At 54.6% G+C, this 16,410-nt stretch carries 16 protein-coding genes; 5 read left to right on the top strand and 11 right to left on the bottom strand.

Going from position 1 to position 16,410, the window contains the following annotated elements; translation table 11 throughout:
• Nucleotides 1-15 precede the first annotated feature (15 nt).
• A complete protein-coding gene (locus tag F3I15_RS09415) occupies nucleotides 16-477 on the bottom strand; it encodes an Lrp/AsnC family transcriptional regulator (protein ID WP_108569664.1) in 462 nt (153 codons plus the stop codon).
• A 115-nt stretch (nucleotides 478-592) separates the two neighbouring features.
• Here F3I15_RS09415 and F3I15_RS09420 point away from each other — a divergent pair, with 115 nt between their 5' ends.
• A complete protein-coding gene (locus F3I15_RS09420) occupies nucleotides 593-1,627 on the top strand; it encodes a PLP-dependent cysteine synthase family protein (protein WP_150017644.1) in 1,035 nt (344 codons plus the stop codon).
• A 35-nt stretch (nucleotides 1,628-1,662) separates the two neighbouring features.
• Here F3I15_RS09420 and cof read toward each other — a convergent pair whose 3' ends face one another.
• Nucleotides 1,663-2,484: an HMP-PP phosphatase gene (cof, locus tag F3I15_RS09425; RefSeq protein ID WP_150017646.1), complete on the bottom strand. Its 822-nt coding sequence runs from the start codon at nucleotides 2,482-2,484 to the stop codon at nucleotides 1,663-1,665.
• A gap of 157 nt (nucleotides 2,485-2,641) precedes the next feature.
• On the opposite strand from cof, the gene F3I15_RS09430 reads away from it, so the two are divergent.
• Nucleotides 2,642-2,872 carry a hypothetical protein gene (locus F3I15_RS09430; RefSeq protein WP_150017648.1) on the top strand — a complete coding sequence of 77 codons (231 nt, stop codon included), beginning with the start codon at nucleotides 2,642-2,644 and terminating at the stop codon, nucleotides 2,870-2,872.
• 4 nt (nucleotides 2,873-2,876) lie between these two features.
• Nucleotides 2,877-3,572, top strand: a complete 696-nt coding sequence (queC, locus tag F3I15_RS09435; protein ID WP_039382992.1) for a 7-cyano-7-deazaguanine synthase QueC — start codon at nucleotides 2,877-2,879, stop codon at nucleotides 3,570-3,572.
• Nucleotides 3,573-3,614: 42 nt separating this feature from the next.
• Here the strand turns inward: queC and F3I15_RS09440 are convergent, their stop codons facing one another.
• The 9 genes from F3I15_RS09440 to bolA form a co-directional block, all read right to left on the bottom strand.
• Nucleotides 3,615-4,019, bottom strand: coding sequence for a thioesterase family protein (locus F3I15_RS09440; protein ID WP_150017650.1), 405 nt, complete (start codon nucleotides 4,017-4,019; stop codon nucleotides 3,615-3,617).
• Nucleotides 4,020-4,120: 101 nt separating this feature from the next.
• Nucleotides 4,121-4,444, bottom strand: a complete 324-nt coding sequence (locus tag F3I15_RS09445) for a helix-hairpin-helix domain-containing protein (protein ID WP_150017652.1) — start codon at nucleotides 4,442-4,444, stop codon at nucleotides 4,121-4,123.
• A 139-nt stretch (nucleotides 4,445-4,583) separates the two neighbouring features.
• A complete protein-coding gene (ppiD, locus tag F3I15_RS09450; RefSeq protein ID WP_150017654.1) occupies nucleotides 4,584-6,452 on the bottom strand; it encodes a peptidylprolyl isomerase in 1,869 nt (622 codons plus the stop codon).
• A gap of 235 nt (nucleotides 6,453-6,687) precedes the next feature.
• Complete coding sequence (gene hupB / locus F3I15_RS09455) at nucleotides 6,688-6,960, bottom strand: nucleoid-associated protein HU-beta (protein ID WP_039382989.1); 273 nt, start codon at nucleotides 6,958-6,960, stop codon at nucleotides 6,688-6,690.
• Between the two features lie 211 nt (nucleotides 6,961-7,171).
• Nucleotides 7,172-9,526: an endopeptidase La gene (gene lon / locus F3I15_RS09460; RefSeq protein ID WP_150017656.1), complete on the bottom strand. Its 2,355-nt coding sequence runs from the start codon at nucleotides 9,524-9,526 to the stop codon at nucleotides 7,172-7,174.
• Nucleotides 9,527-9,715: 189 nt separating this feature from the next.
• Nucleotides 9,716-10,987 (bottom strand): ATP-dependent protease ATP-binding subunit ClpX, encoded by a 1,272-nt coding sequence (gene clpX, locus F3I15_RS09465; RefSeq protein WP_039382987.1) that lies wholly within the window; start codon nucleotides 10,985-10,987, stop codon nucleotides 9,716-9,718.
• Between the two features lie 129 nt (nucleotides 10,988-11,116).
• Nucleotides 11,117-11,740 (bottom strand): ATP-dependent Clp endopeptidase proteolytic subunit ClpP, encoded by a 624-nt coding sequence (clpP, locus tag F3I15_RS09470; protein ID WP_010616837.1) that lies wholly within the window; start codon nucleotides 11,738-11,740, stop codon nucleotides 11,117-11,119.
• 335 nt (nucleotides 11,741-12,075) lie between these two features.
• Nucleotides 12,076-13,380 carry a trigger factor gene (gene tig / locus F3I15_RS09475; protein ID WP_094111500.1) on the bottom strand — a complete coding sequence of 435 codons (1,305 nt, stop codon included), beginning with the start codon at nucleotides 13,378-13,380 and terminating at the stop codon, nucleotides 12,076-12,078.
• 301 nt (nucleotides 13,381-13,681) lie between these two features.
• A complete protein-coding gene (gene bolA / locus F3I15_RS09485; RefSeq protein ID WP_039382985.1) occupies nucleotides 13,682-13,996 on the bottom strand; it encodes a transcriptional regulator BolA in 315 nt (104 codons plus the stop codon).
• Between the two features lie 265 nt (nucleotides 13,997-14,261).
• Here bolA and F3I15_RS09490 point away from each other — a divergent pair, with 265 nt between their 5' ends.
• Together F3I15_RS09490 and ampG are read left to right on the top strand one after the other, a co-directional pair.
• Nucleotides 14,262-14,840, top strand: a complete 579-nt coding sequence (locus F3I15_RS09490; protein ID WP_039382984.1) for a lipoprotein — start codon at nucleotides 14,262-14,264, stop codon at nucleotides 14,838-14,840.
• Nucleotides 14,841-14,895: 55 nt separating this feature from the next.
• The gene (ampG, locus tag F3I15_RS09495) at nucleotides 14,896-16,383 is read left to right on the top strand and encodes a muropeptide MFS transporter AmpG (RefSeq protein ID WP_150017660.1); all 1,488 of its coding nucleotides are present in this window, start codon (nucleotides 14,896-14,898) and stop codon (nucleotides 16,381-16,383) included.
• Nucleotides 16,384-16,410 lie beyond the last annotated feature (27 nt).

The raw sequence follows: 16,410 nt of genomic DNA on the forward strand, positions 1-16,410 counted from the left end.
CTCTTTATTTACGCTTCAGGGCACAACGGGCAGCGCGGTTGAATATTTAATCTCTTCCATCGCAAAGCTGGAGGTGACATCTATCAGACCCGGCACGCCATTAACCAGCCGCTTATAAAACGCGTCGTAGCTCTTCATATCCGCAACCTGTATTCGCAGCAGATAGTCATACTCACCGGCCATACGGTAGAACGCCATAACTTCCGGCATTGGTTCAACCACGGCGACAAACTGCCTGAACCATTCGCTGCTGTGCTGCTGCGTTTTGATCAGCATAAACGCGGTCAGGGACAGACCGAGTTTTTCACCATCCAGTAGCGCTACGCGCGCCCGGATGATGCCATCATCTTCAAGCTTTTTCAGGCGCTTCCAGCAGGGCGTGGTGGTCAGATTGACCGCCTCTGCCAGCGCCTGCAGCGATAGCGTGCAATCCTTCTGCAGAAGGGCGAGCAGCTTGCGGTCAATTTTATCTATCATCACGCCTCACCGGAGAATATTTTTCTCTGAACAATCGATTATACCCTGGTTTTAGCAACCTCTTTTTCCTGCCCGTGCCGTACACTGGCGACAATGAAAACCGGAGAGAATCGCCATGCAAACCCCCTGGATCCGCCACGCCATTAATGAGATCAACGCTGATATCCAGCGCTCGGCTGACACACACCTGATCCGCTTTACGCTGGACGATTTTCCGGGCATCTTTTTTTATCTCAAGGATGAGAGCACGCACCCCAGCGGCAGCCTGAAACATCGCCTCGCACGTTCGCTGTTTCTGTATGGGCTGGCTAATGGCTGGATCGGTGAAAAGACCCCAATTATCGAAGCGTCATCTGGCAGTACCGCCGTGTCGGAAGCCTACTTTGCCCGGCTGCTCGGCCTGCCGTTTATTGCGGTTATGCCGGTCAGCACCGCAAAGCGCAAAATTGAGATGATCCGTTTTTACGGCGGAGAGTGCCATTTTGTGGCTGACCCGTGCCAGCTCTACGCGGAGTCTGAGCGCCTGGCGCGTGAACTCAATGGCCACTTTATGGATCAGTTTACCTATGCCGAGCGCGCGACGGACTGGCGAGGCAATAATAATATTGCGGAAAGCATTTTCCGGCAGATGGCACATGAGCCGTTTCCGGTGCCGCATACGCTGATCATGAGCGCCGGCACCGGCGGCACTTCCGCCACGCTGGGCCGCTATATCCGCTATCAGGGCTACTCCACCCGCCTGCTGGTTACTGACCCGCAGCATTCGGTATTTTTTGACTACTGGCACAGCCGGGACAGCAGTTTGCGCAATGCACGCGGCAGCCTGATTGAAGGAATCGGCCGCCCGCGCGTCGAACCCTCTTTTATGCCCGACGTGATTGATGAGATGATCAAAGTCCCCGATGGCGCCACGCTGGCGGCTATGCTGCGGCTGGAGCAGATCCTCGGGCGGCGCCCCGGCGCTTCAACCGGCACCAACTTCTGGGGCATGATACAGGTGGCGAAACGCATGCGTGCCAGCGGTGAACGGGGCGCGCTGGTTACGCTACTCTGTGACAGCGGCGAACGCTATCCTGACACTTATTACAACCCGGCGTGGGTTGCGGCGCAGATTGGCGATATTCAGCCCTGGCTGCAGGCGCTGCAATAAAAAAACCGGACATCCGGTCCGGCTCACGGCAAGACTCAGCCCCGGGGGGAGTAATCAAGGTGGGGCGTGGTCAGCCAGTGATTTAAATAGTGAGACACCGCCTGTGTCTCGCAATGGCCGATAACCGGCAAATGCGGCAGCGCGGCTTTAAGCTGATGCATCGCGTTGCCCATAACAAAGCCTTTACCTACCTGCTCCAGCATCTCGCGATCGTTCATCGCATCGCCAAAGGCCATACACTCCGCCAGCGGCAGATCGAGATGTTCGCACAGTCGCGCCAGCGCCGCGCCTTTATGGCAACCTGTCGGCAGAACCTCAAGACAGTCCCAGGCGGAAAAACAGATAGTGGCACGCGCGCCCAGCGCCTGCTGCAGCTCTTCCTGCAGCGCCAGCAGCATCTCGTGGGGTGCGATAAAACAGATTTTGGTGATGTTATTTCCTGACATCCGCTGCAAATCGCACAGCTGATAGCTAAACCCGCTGAGCGAGTGCGCCTCCAGCGCGCCAGGCAGCGGCTTATCAGTGAACCAGCCCTCGTCGGTAAACAGATGAATGGAGGCTGGCGTTTCCCAGCGGGTTCGCATGACCTGCTCTGCGACGTCCGCCGGCAGATCGCAGCCATACAGCTGGTTGCCCTGCGGGTCGTGAATCCGCGTGCCGTTACCGGTTATCAGCCACGCAGGCAGCGTGATCTGTGTACGGATCACCTGCATATCCAGCAGATGGCGGCCGGTGGCAAAGGCCAGAATCACATTGCGCTGCTGCAGCGCGTGCAGGGTTTCCAGCGTCTCTTTACCTAACTGATGCGTGGGCAGCAGCAGCGTGCCGTCCATATCAAATGCTGCAAGACGAGCCATGCCTGTTCTCCTGTCGGGGGATGCCTTTTACTATCGCCTGGTCATTGCGGAACAAAAAGTGAATACTTTTTGAAAACGGTTCCCGGTTTAACTATGCGTGAACTTCATCGTGTCAGCCAGTTTTAGCGGCTGCGCGGCAGCTTTCAGCAGATCGCCCGTGAGCGTAGGATCGTCCGCCGCTCAGCAACTTTTCCATACGCCAGTGAGCAAAAGTTATCTGCTGCCACTGTTCCACTGGCGTTATCAGGTATGGGCGCCCGCGGGCGTTGAAGGTGTGCGGCTGACTTCACCGGGCTGGTCTGGCTTTACCCGGGCATGGATCCCGCCACCTGCCCTGTTCACTCTGGCGCTGACGCAGTACCATAAGGCACCACACCAGGAGAGATAAGTTAATGAAACGCGCCGTTGTCGTTTTCAGTGGTGGACAAGACTCCACCACCTGCCTGATTCAGGCTCTGCAGCACTATGATGAAGTTCACTGCGTCACCTTCGATTATGGCCAGCGCCACCGTGAAGAGATCGAAGTGGCGGCGGAGCTGGCGCACAAACTGGGCGCGCGCGCGCATAAAGTACTGGATGTTACCCTGCTTAACGAACTGGCGATAAGCAGCCTGACGCGCGATAACATCCCGGTACCGGCCTATGAGGCTGATGCCAGCGGATTACCCAGCACCTTTGTTCCGGGCCGTAATATTCTGTTTCTGACGCTCGCCTCTGTCTACGCGTATCAGGTAGAAGCTGAAGCCGTTATCACCGGCGTCTGCGAGACCGACTTCTCCGGCTATCCCGACTGCCGCGATGAGTTTGTTAAAGCGTTAAATCACGCGGTCAGCCTTGGCATGGCTCGCGAAATTCGCTTTGAGACGCCGCTGATGTGGCTGAATAAAGCAGAGACCTGGGCGCTCGCGGATTACTGGCAGCAGCTGCCGCTGGTGCGGACGGAAACGCTGACCTGCTATAACGGCATCAAAGGGGATGGCTGCGGAACCTGCGCCGCCTGTCATTTACGTGCCCGCGGGCTGGCGGAGTATCAGGACAATGCCGCCGCGATAATGACGGCAATGAAGCAAAAAAGCGGCCTGCGCTAAGTCAGCATGCCGCTGGCGTGGCGTCAGCGGTGACGCCACGGTTTACCGTCCGGTCATGAGAGCGGCCAGACGTTCGCGCAGTTCTCCCTCCAGCGGCACCGCTTTTTGCGTCCGTAAGTCGATACAGACAAACGTCAGCAGAGCGTCAGCCACCACAGTGCGATCGTCTGCAAGCAGCACACGCTGTGCGATGATCCCGCTGCGGCTGCTGAGCTGTGACACATCGCTCTCAATGACCAGACAATCGCCCAGAACCGCAGGCCGGCGATAGTTGATATTGATGTTTACCACCACGAACGCCAGTTTTTGCGCCATCAGCCAGTTAAAGGCGTCCGCTTCTTCCAGCCATTGCCAGCGCGCCTCCTCCAGAAATTCGAGATAGCGCGCGTTGTTAACGTGCTGATAAACATCCAGATGATAACCGCGCACTTTTATTGTGGTTTGCATCAACGCTCCTGAACAGGCTGAAATCACTAACTGGTTGGACCTGTTGAGCATAGCACAGCCTGTTGCCGGTCTTCACGGATTCTTCAGCGTCGCGAAGTGCTTCACAGTTTGAGCCGATCGCTGTTGCGTTCTACCAGCGCGCTGCCAATACCCGGCACCTCTTTGAGCTGATCCAGCGCGGTAAAGCGCCCGTACTCTTCGCGATAGCTGACAATCGCCTGCGCTTTTTTCAGCCCGATGCCATTCATGGCGCTCGCCAGCTGCTCCGCAGTAGCGTCGTTGATGCTGACCGGCCCGGCCGTCAGCGATAGCGGCTTCGACTGCGCTTCCGCAGGCTCTGCCGCCGCAAGCGCAAGGCTGCTGCTGCAGAGTGCGCCGCCCAGCGCCAGTGTCAGACAAAATGCGTGAAAAGTAGATTTGTTCATGCTGTTTTTCTCCTTGTGTTTGACAGCATCAGCAGCGTGTCACAGCAGGGGATGTCCAGCAAAAGGCGAAGCGCAGAGATGGAAAAGGCCGCAGAAGCGGCCTTTGATTGTTGCAGAATATTACCTGATTTTGTGAGGCTTACTGGGTTTGTGCCGCTGCCCCGTATTTGATCTTCGCCTCTTTGCGCAGATTCTCCAGCAGCGCTTCAAACGCGATCTGCGCATTATTCTGCGTCACGCCTTTGATCATCTCATCGACCTGGTTCTGCGGCAGGCTGCCGGCAGAGACTTTATCCAGTGCGACCAGCACAACGTTGCCCTGCATATCTTCGCTTACGCCCCAGGACGATTTATTCTCTGCCGGCTGCGGCAGTGAAAATGCGGTCCGGGCGACCGGATCCTGTGCGTTACGATCAACCACTTTGCTGCTGCTCAGCGTCAGTCCTGCCGCGCTAAGCGCCTCACTCTTGCCCGCTTTCAGCTCGGCCAGCAGTTTATCTGCCTGCGCTTTAGCCTGCTGCGTCGCCTTATCGTGTTTGACGCGATCGGTAACCTGTGCTTTCACCTGGTCAAGCGGTTTTACCGCTTCCGGTTTGTGTGCGCTGATGCGCAGTACAAATGCGCGATCGCCATCCACGCTGATAATATCGGAGTTGCTACCCGGAGCGCCGTTCTGCCCGATTAAGCTACCGCTGAAGACCGCCTGTTTAACCGCGTCAAAGTCGAGGTCGGCAGGCATATCATCGCGGGTAAACCAGCCTGTTTCACTGACCTTAAGACCCGATGCCTGGGCTGCACCCGCCAGCGACTCATTGTCGTTGCTGGCGGCCTCGCTGACTTTCTGCTGCAGCTTGTAGAACGCGTCGAGCGCTTTCTCCTGCTTAACTTTATCCGCGATAACGTCGTGCACCTGCGCCAGCGGCTTCACCTGCTCCGGCTGGATATCGTCCAGACGTACCACCAGGAAACCTACGGAGGATTTGATGACGTCTGAAAGCTGGCCCTTCTGCGTCAGGCCGGCATTTTTCAGCTCATCCGGCGTGGTTGCAGGCTCCAGCCAGCCCATATCACCGCCTTTACGCGCGGAGATAGGATCGGCAGATTTGCTTTTCGCCAGGCTGGCAAAATCGCCGCCCTGCTTCAGCGCATCCAGTACTGACCGGGCTTCCGCCTCGGTTTTGGTCTGAATGATGCTGTAACGGCTGCGCTGCGGCTGTGAATAGTCCGCTTTGTGTTGATCATACCAGCTCTGAATGTCCGCTTCGCTGACCGGCTGCTGCATCGCTGCTGCATCCATTTTGATGTAGCTGACGCGGAACTGCTCCGGGGCCATAAAGCTGTTCTGATGCTGCTGATAATACTGCGCGATCTCGTCGTCATTAACCGTCTGCTTCGCTGCCAGCGCATCCACGTTAATCACCGCCTGACGAATTTCCCGCTGCTGTGAGACTAAATCTGTCAGCTTTGTGGTCTCATCTTTCAGCATAAAATCAGTGTTAGCGATGGCGTTGATCAGCTGCTGATTAAGCAACTGCTTGCGCAGCGCTTCTGCATATTGATCGGCTGAGAAGCCCATGCTGGTGATCAGACCGTTATATTTGGCATTATCAAATTTGCCGTTGGTCTGAAACGCTTTCTGGTTGAAAATGGCCTGCTTTACCTGCTCATCACTGATGCCGAGATGCAGCTCGCTGATGTACTGATCCAGCAGCGCCTGATCCACCAGCTGTGACAGCGCCTGCTGGCGCATCTGCTGGATATATCCATCATTGCTCGCCAGCTGCGAGAACTGATCGCCCAGCATCTGCTGCTGACGGTTGCGCTCGCTGTTAAACGCCTGCTCCAGCTCAGCCCGGCTGATTTCGTGGCCGTTAACTTTCGCAGCGTAATCGCCATTGCCACCTATCAGGTAGTTGCCCACCCCGGTAAGCACAAAGGACAGGATAATCAATCCCAGAATAACCTTGAGCACGACATGATTCGACGCCGCGCGTAAATTGTCCATCATGGTATGACAACACTCCGCTGTAGTGTGAATGTAAAGCTCAGACACGATGCCATCATCGTGCAGCTGCAGTTCAGGCTGGCAGCTGGCAACCATGCGGAGACTGAAGCCACTGGCTTAAGCTACGCATCAAATAAAAAAGGCACATCAGTAATGATGTGCCCGTATGTTACATGAGAACGGCTTTTTCGTCCTCAATCCAGAGAAGAAAATGCTTCACTGGTTAATCCTGACTGGCTTAATTAACGGCGTCTTTCAGCGCTTTACCCGCGCGGAATCCCGGTACTTTGCCAGCCGGGATAGTGATCTCTTTACCGGTTTGTGGATTACGGCCGGCACGCTCAGCGCGCTCGCGCACAGAGAAAGTACCGAAACCCACCAGGGCTACTTCATCGCCCTCTTTCAGCGCGCCAGAAACAGATTCGGTAAATGCTTCCAGTACACGTCCGGCTGCTGCTTTTGAAATATCCGCTTCTGCAGCGATTTTGTCGATCAACTGTGACTTATTCACTCTCTTCATCCCCTCTTTTATTATTCACTTTGCCCGGTCTCTTGATGCCGGAGCAAACGCGCTGCCAGTTATAACAAGCCTGTGGTGCTGAAACAACGGTATTCATCTTAATCGCAGATCCAGCAGCCCTCTAACTTAACAGGCAAAAAAAAGCTGGCAAGCCTGATTTGACCTGCCAGCTTCGCTTTTTAGCCGCGTTTGCTGCTTAGCGCTATTTTACCGTCACAACCTGCACACCGGATGGCGCATTTTCCAGGGCCAGATTCAGCACCTCTTCAATGCGTTTAACCGGATGAATGCTGAGATCGGCAATCACGTTTGCCGGGATCTCTTCCAGATCGCGTTTGTTTTCATCCGGGATCAGTACAGTTTTAATCCCGCCACGGTGTGCTGCCAGCAGTTTCTCTTTCAGACCGCCGATAGGCAGTACCTGACCACGCAGCGTGATCTCGCCGGTCATCGCCACATCGGAACGGACCGGGTTACCGGTCAGACAGGAGACCAGCGCCGTACACATCGCAATACCGGCACTCGGACCATCCTTCGGTGTAGCCCCTTCCGGCACATGCACGTGGATATCACGCTTCTCATAGAAATCGCCGTTAATACCCAGTTTCTCTGCCCGGGCGCGAACCACGGTTAATGCAGCCTGAATCGACTCCTGCATGACCTCGCCGAGAGAACCGGTATAGGTCAGCTTACCTTTACCCGGTACACATGCGGTTTCGATGGTCAGCAGATCGCCGCCCACTTCGGTCCACGCCAGGCCGGTCACCTGTCCTACGCGATTTTCGCTGTCAGCGCGACCGTAATCAAAACGCTGTACGCCGAGGAAATCTTTCAGGTTGTCGCCATTAATTGTGATGCTCTTCTGAGTTTTATCCATCAGCAGCGCTTTAACCGCTTTACGGCATAACTTAGAGAGTTCACGTTCCAGGCTACGTACGCCTGCTTCACGCGTGTAATAGCGGATGATGCCGATGATTGCGCTATCGTCAACGCTGATCTCTTTCTCTTTCAGCGCATTGCGCTCAATCTGTTTTGGCAGCAGATGCTGCTTTGCAATATTGAGTTTTTCATCTTCGGTATAGCCCGACAGGCGGATCACTTCCATACGATCCAGCAGCGGTGCCGGAATATTCATGGAGTTGGAGGTCGCGACAAACATTACGTCAGACAGATCGTAGTCGACTTCCAGGTAGTGATCGTTAAACGCGATGTTCTGTTCCGGATCCAGCACTTCCAGCAGTGCCGAAGCGGGATCGCCGCGCATATCAGACGACATTTTATCAATCTCATCCAGCAGGAACAGCGGGTTTTTCACGCCCACTTTCGCCATTTTCTGGATCAGTTTGCCCGGCATTGAACCGATATAGGTGCGACGATGTCCGCGGATTTCTGCTTCATCACGCACGCCACCCAGCGCCATACGCACATATTTACGTCCGGTCGCTTTCGCAATTGACTGTCCCAGAGAGGTTTTACCCACACCCGGCGGGCCAACCAGACAGAGGATTGGGCCTTTGATTTTGCTGACGCGACTCTGCACCGCAAGATACTCAAGGATGCGATCTTTGACACGCTCAAGACCAAAGTGATCGGTATCAAGCGTCTCCTGCGCTTTGCGCAGATCTTTCTTCACCTTACTGCGCGCGTTCCATGGAACCTGCACCATCCAGTCGATATAGCCGCGCACCACCGTCGCTTCTGCCGACATCGGCGACATCATCTTCAGTTTCTGCAGCTCAGCTTCCGCTTTTTCACGCGCTTCAGCCGGCATTTTAGCCGCGTCGATTTTACGCTTCAGCGCTTCATACTCGTCTGGTGCGTCATCCATCTCGCCCAGCTCTTTCTGAATCGCCTTCATCTGTTCGTTCAGATAATATTCGCGCTGGCTTTTTTCCATCTGCTTTTTGACGCGATTGCGAATACGTTTTTCAACCTGCAGCAGGTCAATTTCCGATTCCATCATCGCCATCAGATATTCCAGACGCTCGTTAACGTCGGACATCTCCAGCACGGACTGTTTATCCGCCAGCTTCAGAGGCATATGCGCCGCCACGGTATCGGCCAGGCGCGCCGCATCATCAATGCTGTTCAGCGACGTCAGCACTTCAGGCGGGATCTTTTTGTTCAGCTTGATATAGCCTTCAAACTGATTAATCGCGGTGCGCACCAGCACTTCCTGCTCGCGCTCTTCAATTTCTGGCGAAGTCAGATATTCAGCCTGAGCGACAAAGTGATCGCCATTGTCAGATAGCGTGGTAATGCGGGCACGCTGCAGGCCCTCCACCAGCACCTTAACTGTGCCATCAGGCAGCTTCAGCATCTGCAGTACGGACGCCACTGTCCCTACGGCAAAGAGATCGTTAATTCCAGGTTCATCCGTTGAAGCCTCTTTCTGGGCAACCAGCATGATCTTCTTGTCATGATCCATTGCTGCTTCCAGGCAACGAATCGATTTTTCCCGACCAACAAACAACGGAATTACCATGTGCGGATAAACCACCACGTCGCGCAGCGGCAACACGGGGATTTCAATGCGTTCAGAACGCTCAGGATTCATAGAGCTCTCTCTTAGTTTAATGTCCGCCAGGTGATGGGTACCGCGTAATACAGGCTGTATGCAGTTAAACCCACAGGATTATGAGTATATGGGGATGCTTGTCCGACATTCAATGTCACAGGAGTGAGAAAAGTAAAAGGGGAATAGAATTCCCCTTTTTTAAGATAACAACGTGATTTGGCTGCTTATTTATTCGCCAGAAGCTTGTGCTTCATGCTTTCCGTAAATCAGCATTGGATCGGACTCGCCATCAATCACCGAATCATCGATAACCACTTTCTCAACATCTTCCATTGAAGGCAGGTCATACATGGTTTCCAGCAGGGCTGCCTCAACGATAGAACGCAGACCGCGCGCACCGGTTTTGCGCGACATCGCCTTTTTAGCGATAGCCGTCAGCGCTTCGTCGCGGAACTCCAGCTCAACGCCTTCCAGGTTGAACAGCGCCTGATACTGCTTGGTGAGCGCATTTTTCGGCTCGCGCAGGATCTGGATCAGGGCTTCTTCGCTCAGCTCGTTCAGCGTGGCGACCACTGGCAGACGACCGATAAATTCCGGAATCAGACCAAACTTGATCAAATCTTCCGGCTCTACCTGTGACAGCAGTTCGCCTTCGCTGGCTTTTTGCGATTTGCCTTTTACTGTCGCGCCAAAGCCGATACCCGATCCGGTTTCTACACGCTGCGAAATCACCTTATCAAGGCCGGCAAATGCACCGCCGCAGATAAACAGGATTTTCGATGTATCAACCTGCAGAAACTCCTGCTGCGGATGTTTGCGACCACCCTGAGGCGGGACAGCGGCAACGGTGCCTTCGATCAGCTTCAGCAGCGCCTGCTGCACGCCTTCGCCTGACACATCACGCGTAATAGAAGGGTTATCAGACTTACGGGAGATTTTATCAATCTCATCGATGTAGACAATCCCGCGCTGCGCCTTCTGCACATCATAGTCGCACTTCTGCAGCAGCTTCTGAATGATGTTTTCCACATCTTCGCCCACATAACCCGCTTCGGTCAGCGTGGTGGCGTCCGCCATGGTAAAAGGCACATCCAGCAGGCGCGCCAGCGTTTCTGCCAGCAGTGTCTTACCGCTACCGGTTGGGCCGATCAGCAGAATGTTACTTTTGCCCAGCTCGATACCGTTGCTGGTATCGCCATTGCGCAGGCGTTTGTAGTGGTTGTAAACAGCAACCGCCAGCACTTTTTTCGCCTTTTCCTGACCAATAACATAGTCATCGAGATGGTGACGAATTTCATGTGGCGTTGGCAGAGCGCTACGCTCGCGATGGGGCGCAACCTCTTTAATCTCTTCACGAATGATGTCATTACATAAATCGACACATTCGTCGCAAATATAGACTGACGGCCCGGCAATCAGCTTACGGACTTCATGCTGGCTTTTGCCGCAGAAAGAGCAGTACAGCAACTTACCTGAACCGTCTTTGCGCTTATCTGTCATCAGCTAACCTCTTTTCGTTCTCAGACCTACTCTGGTGTACGGCACTGGCCGTACAACAACGGCCGGTATGCATGCAACTCACCTGCCTGCCCCCCGTTAACTATAGCGTAAGGGCCAGGCAGGTGCGTCTTATTGACGGTGTGTCAGGATAGAGTCAACCAGACCATACTCTACCGCTTCGCTGGCAGAGAGGAAACGATCGCGTTCGGTATCGCGCTCAATCTGCTCCAGTGATTTGCCGGTATGCTCAGCCATCAGCTCATTCATGCGCTGTTTTACTTTCAGAATTTCACGCGCGTGAATTTCAATATCCGTTGCCTGTCCCTGATAGCCGCCCAGCGGCTGGTGAATCATCACGCGGGAGTTAGGCAGGCAGAAACGTTTACCTTTGGTTCCTGCCGTCAGCAAAAACGCGCCCATTGAGCACGCCTGACCCATACAGATGGTGCTGACGTCCGGCTTGATGAATTTCATGGTGTCATAGATCGACATACCAGCCGTAATCACGCCACCCGGTGAGTTGATGTAGAGATAGATATCTTTTTCCGGATTCTCTGCTTCCAGAAACAGCATCTGCGCCACAATCAGGTTCGCCATGTGATCTTCAACCTGACCGGTCAGAAAGATAACGCGCTCTTTAAGCAGGCGGGAATAGATGTCGTAAGAACGCTCGCCGCGCGAGGTTTGTTCGACCACCATTGGCACCAGCGCATTAGTTGGTGCAGTAAATTCACGATCGCCACTGTATGACATTACCGTCTCCTGATAAATTTCATTGGCAACATTCTGTACCGATTCTACGTGAGACGCGCTGCGAAAACTATGCACAGCCGCCTCGTTCCGACATTTCAGGACGGTTAATCAGCCAGCCTCACGGTTCTCTCGCATTCTTCCTCTATCTGGGGATGCTGCCCGGTTGTTTCAAGCATAACAACCTTTTCTCTATTCGCTAACCTGGAAAAAGAGCATAACGGATAATTTGCCGCTTAATTAGTCAAATAGCGGTGCAGGAAGGGGGGTTTTATCATAACTATAAAAAAGCCCGCGACAGGAGGTCGCGGGCTGAGCACATTCCGTTAAGTGATTAATCAGGCCGCAGAGGTCTGGTTCATCAGCTCCTGGAAAGAGGTCGCTTTGTCGGCGACTTTGGCTTTCGCCAGCAGAGCCTCGACCGCCTGCTCTTCCAGTGCAACGTTGCGCATGTTGTTCATCAGCTCGCTGTTCTTGCTGTAGAACTCGATAACTTCCTGCGGATCTTCATACGCAGAAGCCATCTCTTCGATCAGCGTCTTAACGCGATCTTCGTCAGCTTTCAGCTCGTTGATGCGGATCACTTCGCCCAGCAGCAGACCGACAACCACGCGACGTTTTGCCTGCTCTTCGAACAGCTCACGTGGCAGTTCCAGCGCCTGCTTCTCATTGCCACCAAAGCGCTGAGCAGCCTGACGACGCAGCACGTCGATTTCGCCATCAATCAGAGCGGCCGGTACGTCGATGTTGTTCGCTTCAACCAGACCATCCAGAACCTGAGACTTCACGCGGTTACGGATAGCGCCTTTGAGCTCGCGCTCCATGTTTTTACGCACTTCTGCACGCAGGCCATCAACTGAACCATCTTCTACGCCGAAACGCTTGATGAAATCAGCGGTCAGTTCTGGCAGCTCACGGGTTTCAACTTTCTTCAGAACGATATCAAACTTCGCATCTTTCCCTTTCAGGTTTTCTGCGTGGTAATCGTCCGGGAATTTAACGTCGATAGTGAAGGTGTCACCCGCTTTCTTACCGGTGATGCCCTCTTCAAAACCAGGGATCATACGACCCTGACCCATCGCCAGAACGAAGTCAGATGCTTTACCGCCTTCAAACTCTTCGCCATCAACAGAACCGTTGAAATCGATGGTAGCGCGATCTTCAGCGGTAGCCGCTGCGTCAGTCTCTTTCCAGGTAGCCTGCTGCTTCTGCAGAGTATCCAGCATCGCATCAACGTCTGCATCGGTCACTTCAACAACCGGTTTTTCAACTTCGATTGCGTCCAGACCCTGCAATTCCACTTCCGGATAGACTTCAAACTCAACCGCATAGGTAAAGTCTTCGCCTTCTTTGTACTCACCCGGCACATAGTCAGGCGCGCCCGCTGGATTGATTTTCTCTTTGATGATGGCGTCAACGAAGTTACGCGTCATCAGCTCACCCAGCACATCCTGGCGAACAGAGGCGCCGTAGCGCTGATTGATGATATGCGATGGCACTTTCCCTTTACGGAAACCATCGATACGGACTTTCTTAGCCACTTCAATCAGTTCTTTCTTAACTGCAGCGTCAATGCTGTCAGCTGGAATAGTAATCGAAATGCGGCGGCCCAGACCCTGGGTGGTTTCTACTGAAACTGTCATTTTGTTACCTCAAAAAATCACGTGCTCGGTCAACTTCAGACACCACACAATTAATGCGCCGTATCCAATAACCGGGACGGCCTCTGCGGGCAGAATCACATCCCTGTCACCAGAAGCGTCCCGAAGACATTCCGGAAAAATAGACGCCGCATTATAGCGGCATCGCCGGAATGAGTCGAGGCTGCAAACTCACCACTTTTTAACGACTTTGCTGCTTTTTTGCGCCGCAGATCGCGTTTAGCGTCTGAGAAACGAAAAAACGGCCCGCAGGCCGTTTCAGGAAAGGTTAAAGATGCCAGCATCAGGCAAGCGTACCGGCACCCCGGCAGTTAGGCGAAGCCAGGACCGTATCCTGCAGCCCGTGCCACTCTTTTTGCGTGTAGGTATGCAGCGCCAGCGCGTGTACGCTGCCTGCCAGTTCCGCAGACAGTTCGCCATAGATGGCGCGATGCCGCTGTAAAAAACGCTGGCCGGTAAAGTGATCGCTGACAATCACCACTTTAAAGTGACTTTCAGAACCGGCAGGCACGTTATGACGATAGCTTTCATCATGCACTTCGAGGTGTGCAGGTGTGAAAGCGTTGCGCAGCTTTTCTTCTATTTGTTCGCGAATCATTGTTTACACCCTCTCCGGCGAGCGCTGTGCCCCATCTGTTTAAATATTAGTAGGTTTTGCATTACTGCCCGGTAAAAATCAGAAAATATTCCCGCTCTGCAGCGCATCATAACCGGCAATCCGGGCGGGTCAACCTGCGGGTTTTCCTCCGGGCTGAAAAAAGCCTTTACAATCAATTTCCCGATGGCTGGGGCTTTTTTCACCTCGCTGCAATGCTATGATGATGCCGGATTTATCTCCTAACCTAACGCTAACGAGAATGAGTATGTTGAAGAAACTGTTATTCCCTCTGCTGGCTGCTTTTGTTTTAGCCGGCTGTGCCAGCAACAGTACAACCCTGAACATTCAGCCAAAAATCCAGCTGCCACAGCAGGATCCGAGCCTGATGGGCGTTACCGTCAGCGTAAACGGTGCCGATCAGCGCAGCGATCAGGCACTGGCGAAGGTGAACCGCGATGGACAGCTGGTTACGCTGACGCCGTCACGCGACCTGCGTTTCCTGCTGCAGGAAGTGCTGGAGAAGCAGATGACCTCCCGCGGGTATATGATCGGCCCGAACGGCGCCGTGGATCTGCAGATTGTGGTGAACGGCCTTTACGCTGACGTTACGCAGGGCAACGTGCGCTACAGCATCACCACAAAAGCGGATATCTCTATTATTGCCACGGCGAAAAACGGCAATAAGCAGGTGAAAAACTACCGTCAGACCTACAGCATTGAAGGCGCTTTCAATGCCACTAACGACAAAATCACCAACGCTGTGAATGCGACGCTGAGCGATGTGATCGCCGATATGGCGCAGGACACCAGCGTAAACAACTTCATTAAACAGAACGCACGCTAACCGCTCCGCTGTCATCTGCCCGGCCATCTGTGCCGGGCACTACCTCAGGCTGGCTATGACCTCTCACTATCTGCGAATATTTACCCAACGTAACGCGGCGGTACTGCTGCTGCTTGGCTTCGCTTCCGGCTTGCCGCTGGCGCTGACCGCGGGCACGCTGCAGGCATGGATGACCGTAGAGAATGTCGATCTCAAAACCATTGGTTTCTTTTCTCTGGTAGGACAGGCTTACGTTTTCAAGTTTCTCTGGTCGCCGGTAATGGACCGCTATACGCCGCCGTTTCTGGGACGTCGCCGGGGCTGGTTACTGCTGACTCAGCTGGCGCTGATTGCCGGTATTGTCGCGCTCGGTTTTATGCATCCGGCTCAGGATTTAACGCTGCTGGCGGCCATCGCCGTGCTGGTCGCCTTCTGCTCCGCCTCTCAGGATATCGTCTTTGATGCGTGGAAAACGGATATCCTGCCGCCGGAAGAGCGCGGCAGCGGCGCAGCGATTACGGTGCTGGGCTATCGTCTGGCAATGCTTATCTCCGGCGGGCTGGCACTCTGGCTTGCCGATCGCTATCTGGGCTGGCGCGCAACCTACTGGCTGATGGCGCTGCTGATGATTCCGGGGCTGATCGCCACGCTGCTGGCTCGCGAGCCCGCTGCGGCTAAACGCGAGCCGCATACGCTGCGCCAGGCCGTTACGTTTCCTCTGGCGGACTTTTTTCAGCGTAACAATGCCTGGCTACTCATTACCCTGATCATCCTTTATAAGCTGGGAGATGCCTTCGCGGCGTCGCTGACGACAACCTTTCTTATCCGCGGCGTCGGCTTCAGCGCGGGCGATGTTGGCCTGGTGAATAAAACGCTGGGGCTACTGGCGACAATTATCGGCGCACTCTATGGCGGCGTGCTGATGCAGCGTCTGAGCCTGTTTCGCGCCCTGATGCTGTTTGGCATTCTGCAGGCCGTGTCTAACGCCGCTTACTGGCTGCTGGCGGTCACCCCGCCCCACCTCTGGAGCATGGCCAGCGCGGTGTTTATTGAAAATCTGTGTGGTGGCATGGGAACAGCGGCCTTTGTGGCGCTGCTGATGACCATGTGTAATAAAGCGTTCTCGGCCACCCAGTTCGCTCTGCTCTCAGCGCTGGCTGCTGTTGGCCGCGTTTACGTGGGCCCGGCCGCCGGCTGGCTGGTTGAACTATGGGGCTGGTCCGCTTTCTATGCGTTTACCGTTGTGGCTGCGCTGCCGGGACTGCTGCTGCTGTGGCTTAGCCGCAACACGCTTCTTCAGATGCAGCAGAGCGGCACGTTTATTACGCGCACCAGCTGGCCTGTGGGCTATCGCTGGATTGTCCGCCTGTTTACCGCAGGCTGTGCGTTACTGGCCTGCTGGCTGCTGACGCTGGCGCTAACGGCTGCAGGCGCAGAATCGCTGACTGCACTGCTGACGCCGCTGTTTAAGGCGGGCATCAGCGTTGCCGTTCTGGCCGTTACGCTGGGCGTGGTACTCGACTGCCTGGCGCTGAGGAAAACCCACCGGCTCGCTGAACGATAGCCAGACACTATTTGCAGGCGCTATTTA

It is taken from the genome of Pantoea sp. M_9, from assembly GCF_008631385.1.
Lineage (GTDB): Bacteria > Pseudomonadota > Gammaproteobacteria > Enterobacterales > Enterobacteriaceae > Pantoea > Pantoea eucrina.

What these genes read in the sequence shown, in the direction of transcription:
- F3I15_RS09415 (WP_108569664.1), bottom strand. Translation starts at nt 477, where the DNA reads ATGATAGATAAAATTGACCGCAAGCTGCTCGCCCTTCTGCAGAAGGAT.
- F3I15_RS09420 (WP_150017644.1), top strand. Translation starts at nt 593, where the DNA reads ATGCAAACCCCCTGGATCCGCCACGCCATTAATGAGATCAACGCTGAT.
- cof (WP_150017646.1), bottom strand. Translation starts at nt 2,484, where the DNA reads ATGGCTCGTCTTGCAGCATTTGATATGGACGGCACGCTGCTGCTGCCC.
- queC (WP_039382992.1), top strand. Translation starts at nt 2,877, where the DNA reads ATGAAACGCGCCGTTGTCGTTTTCAGTGGTGGACAAGACTCCACCACC.
- F3I15_RS09440 (WP_150017650.1), bottom strand. Translation starts at nt 4,019, where the DNA reads ATGCAAACCACAATAAAAGTGCGCGGTTATCATCTGGATGTTTATCAG.
- F3I15_RS09445 (WP_150017652.1), bottom strand. Translation starts at nt 4,444, where the DNA reads ATGAACAAATCTACTTTTCACGCATTTTGTCTGACACTGGCGCTGGGC.
- ppiD (WP_150017654.1), bottom strand. Translation starts at nt 6,452, where the DNA reads ATGATGGACAATTTACGCGCGGCGTCGAATCATGTCGTGCTCAAGGTT.
- lon (WP_150017656.1), bottom strand. Translation starts at nt 9,526, where the DNA reads ATGAATCCTGAGCGTTCTGAACGCATTGAAATCCCCGTGTTGCCGCTG.
- clpX (WP_039382987.1), bottom strand. Translation starts at nt 10,987, where the DNA reads ATGACAGATAAGCGCAAAGACGGTTCAGGTAAGTTGCTGTACTGCTCT.
- clpP (WP_010616837.1), bottom strand. Translation starts at nt 11,740, where the DNA reads ATGTCATACAGTGGCGATCGTGAATTTACTGCACCAACTAATGCGCTG.
- tig (WP_094111500.1), bottom strand. Translation starts at nt 13,380, where the DNA reads ATGACAGTTTCAGTAGAAACCACCCAGGGTCTGGGCCGCCGCATTTCG.
- bolA (WP_039382985.1), bottom strand. Translation starts at nt 13,996, where the DNA reads ATGATTCGCGAACAAATAGAAGAAAAGCTGCGCAACGCTTTCACACCT.
- F3I15_RS09490 (WP_039382984.1), top strand. Translation starts at nt 14,262, where the DNA reads ATGTTGAAGAAACTGTTATTCCCTCTGCTGGCTGCTTTTGTTTTAGCC.
- ampG (WP_150017660.1), top strand. Translation starts at nt 14,896, where the DNA reads ATGACCTCTCACTATCTGCGAATATTTACCCAACGTAACGCGGCGGTA.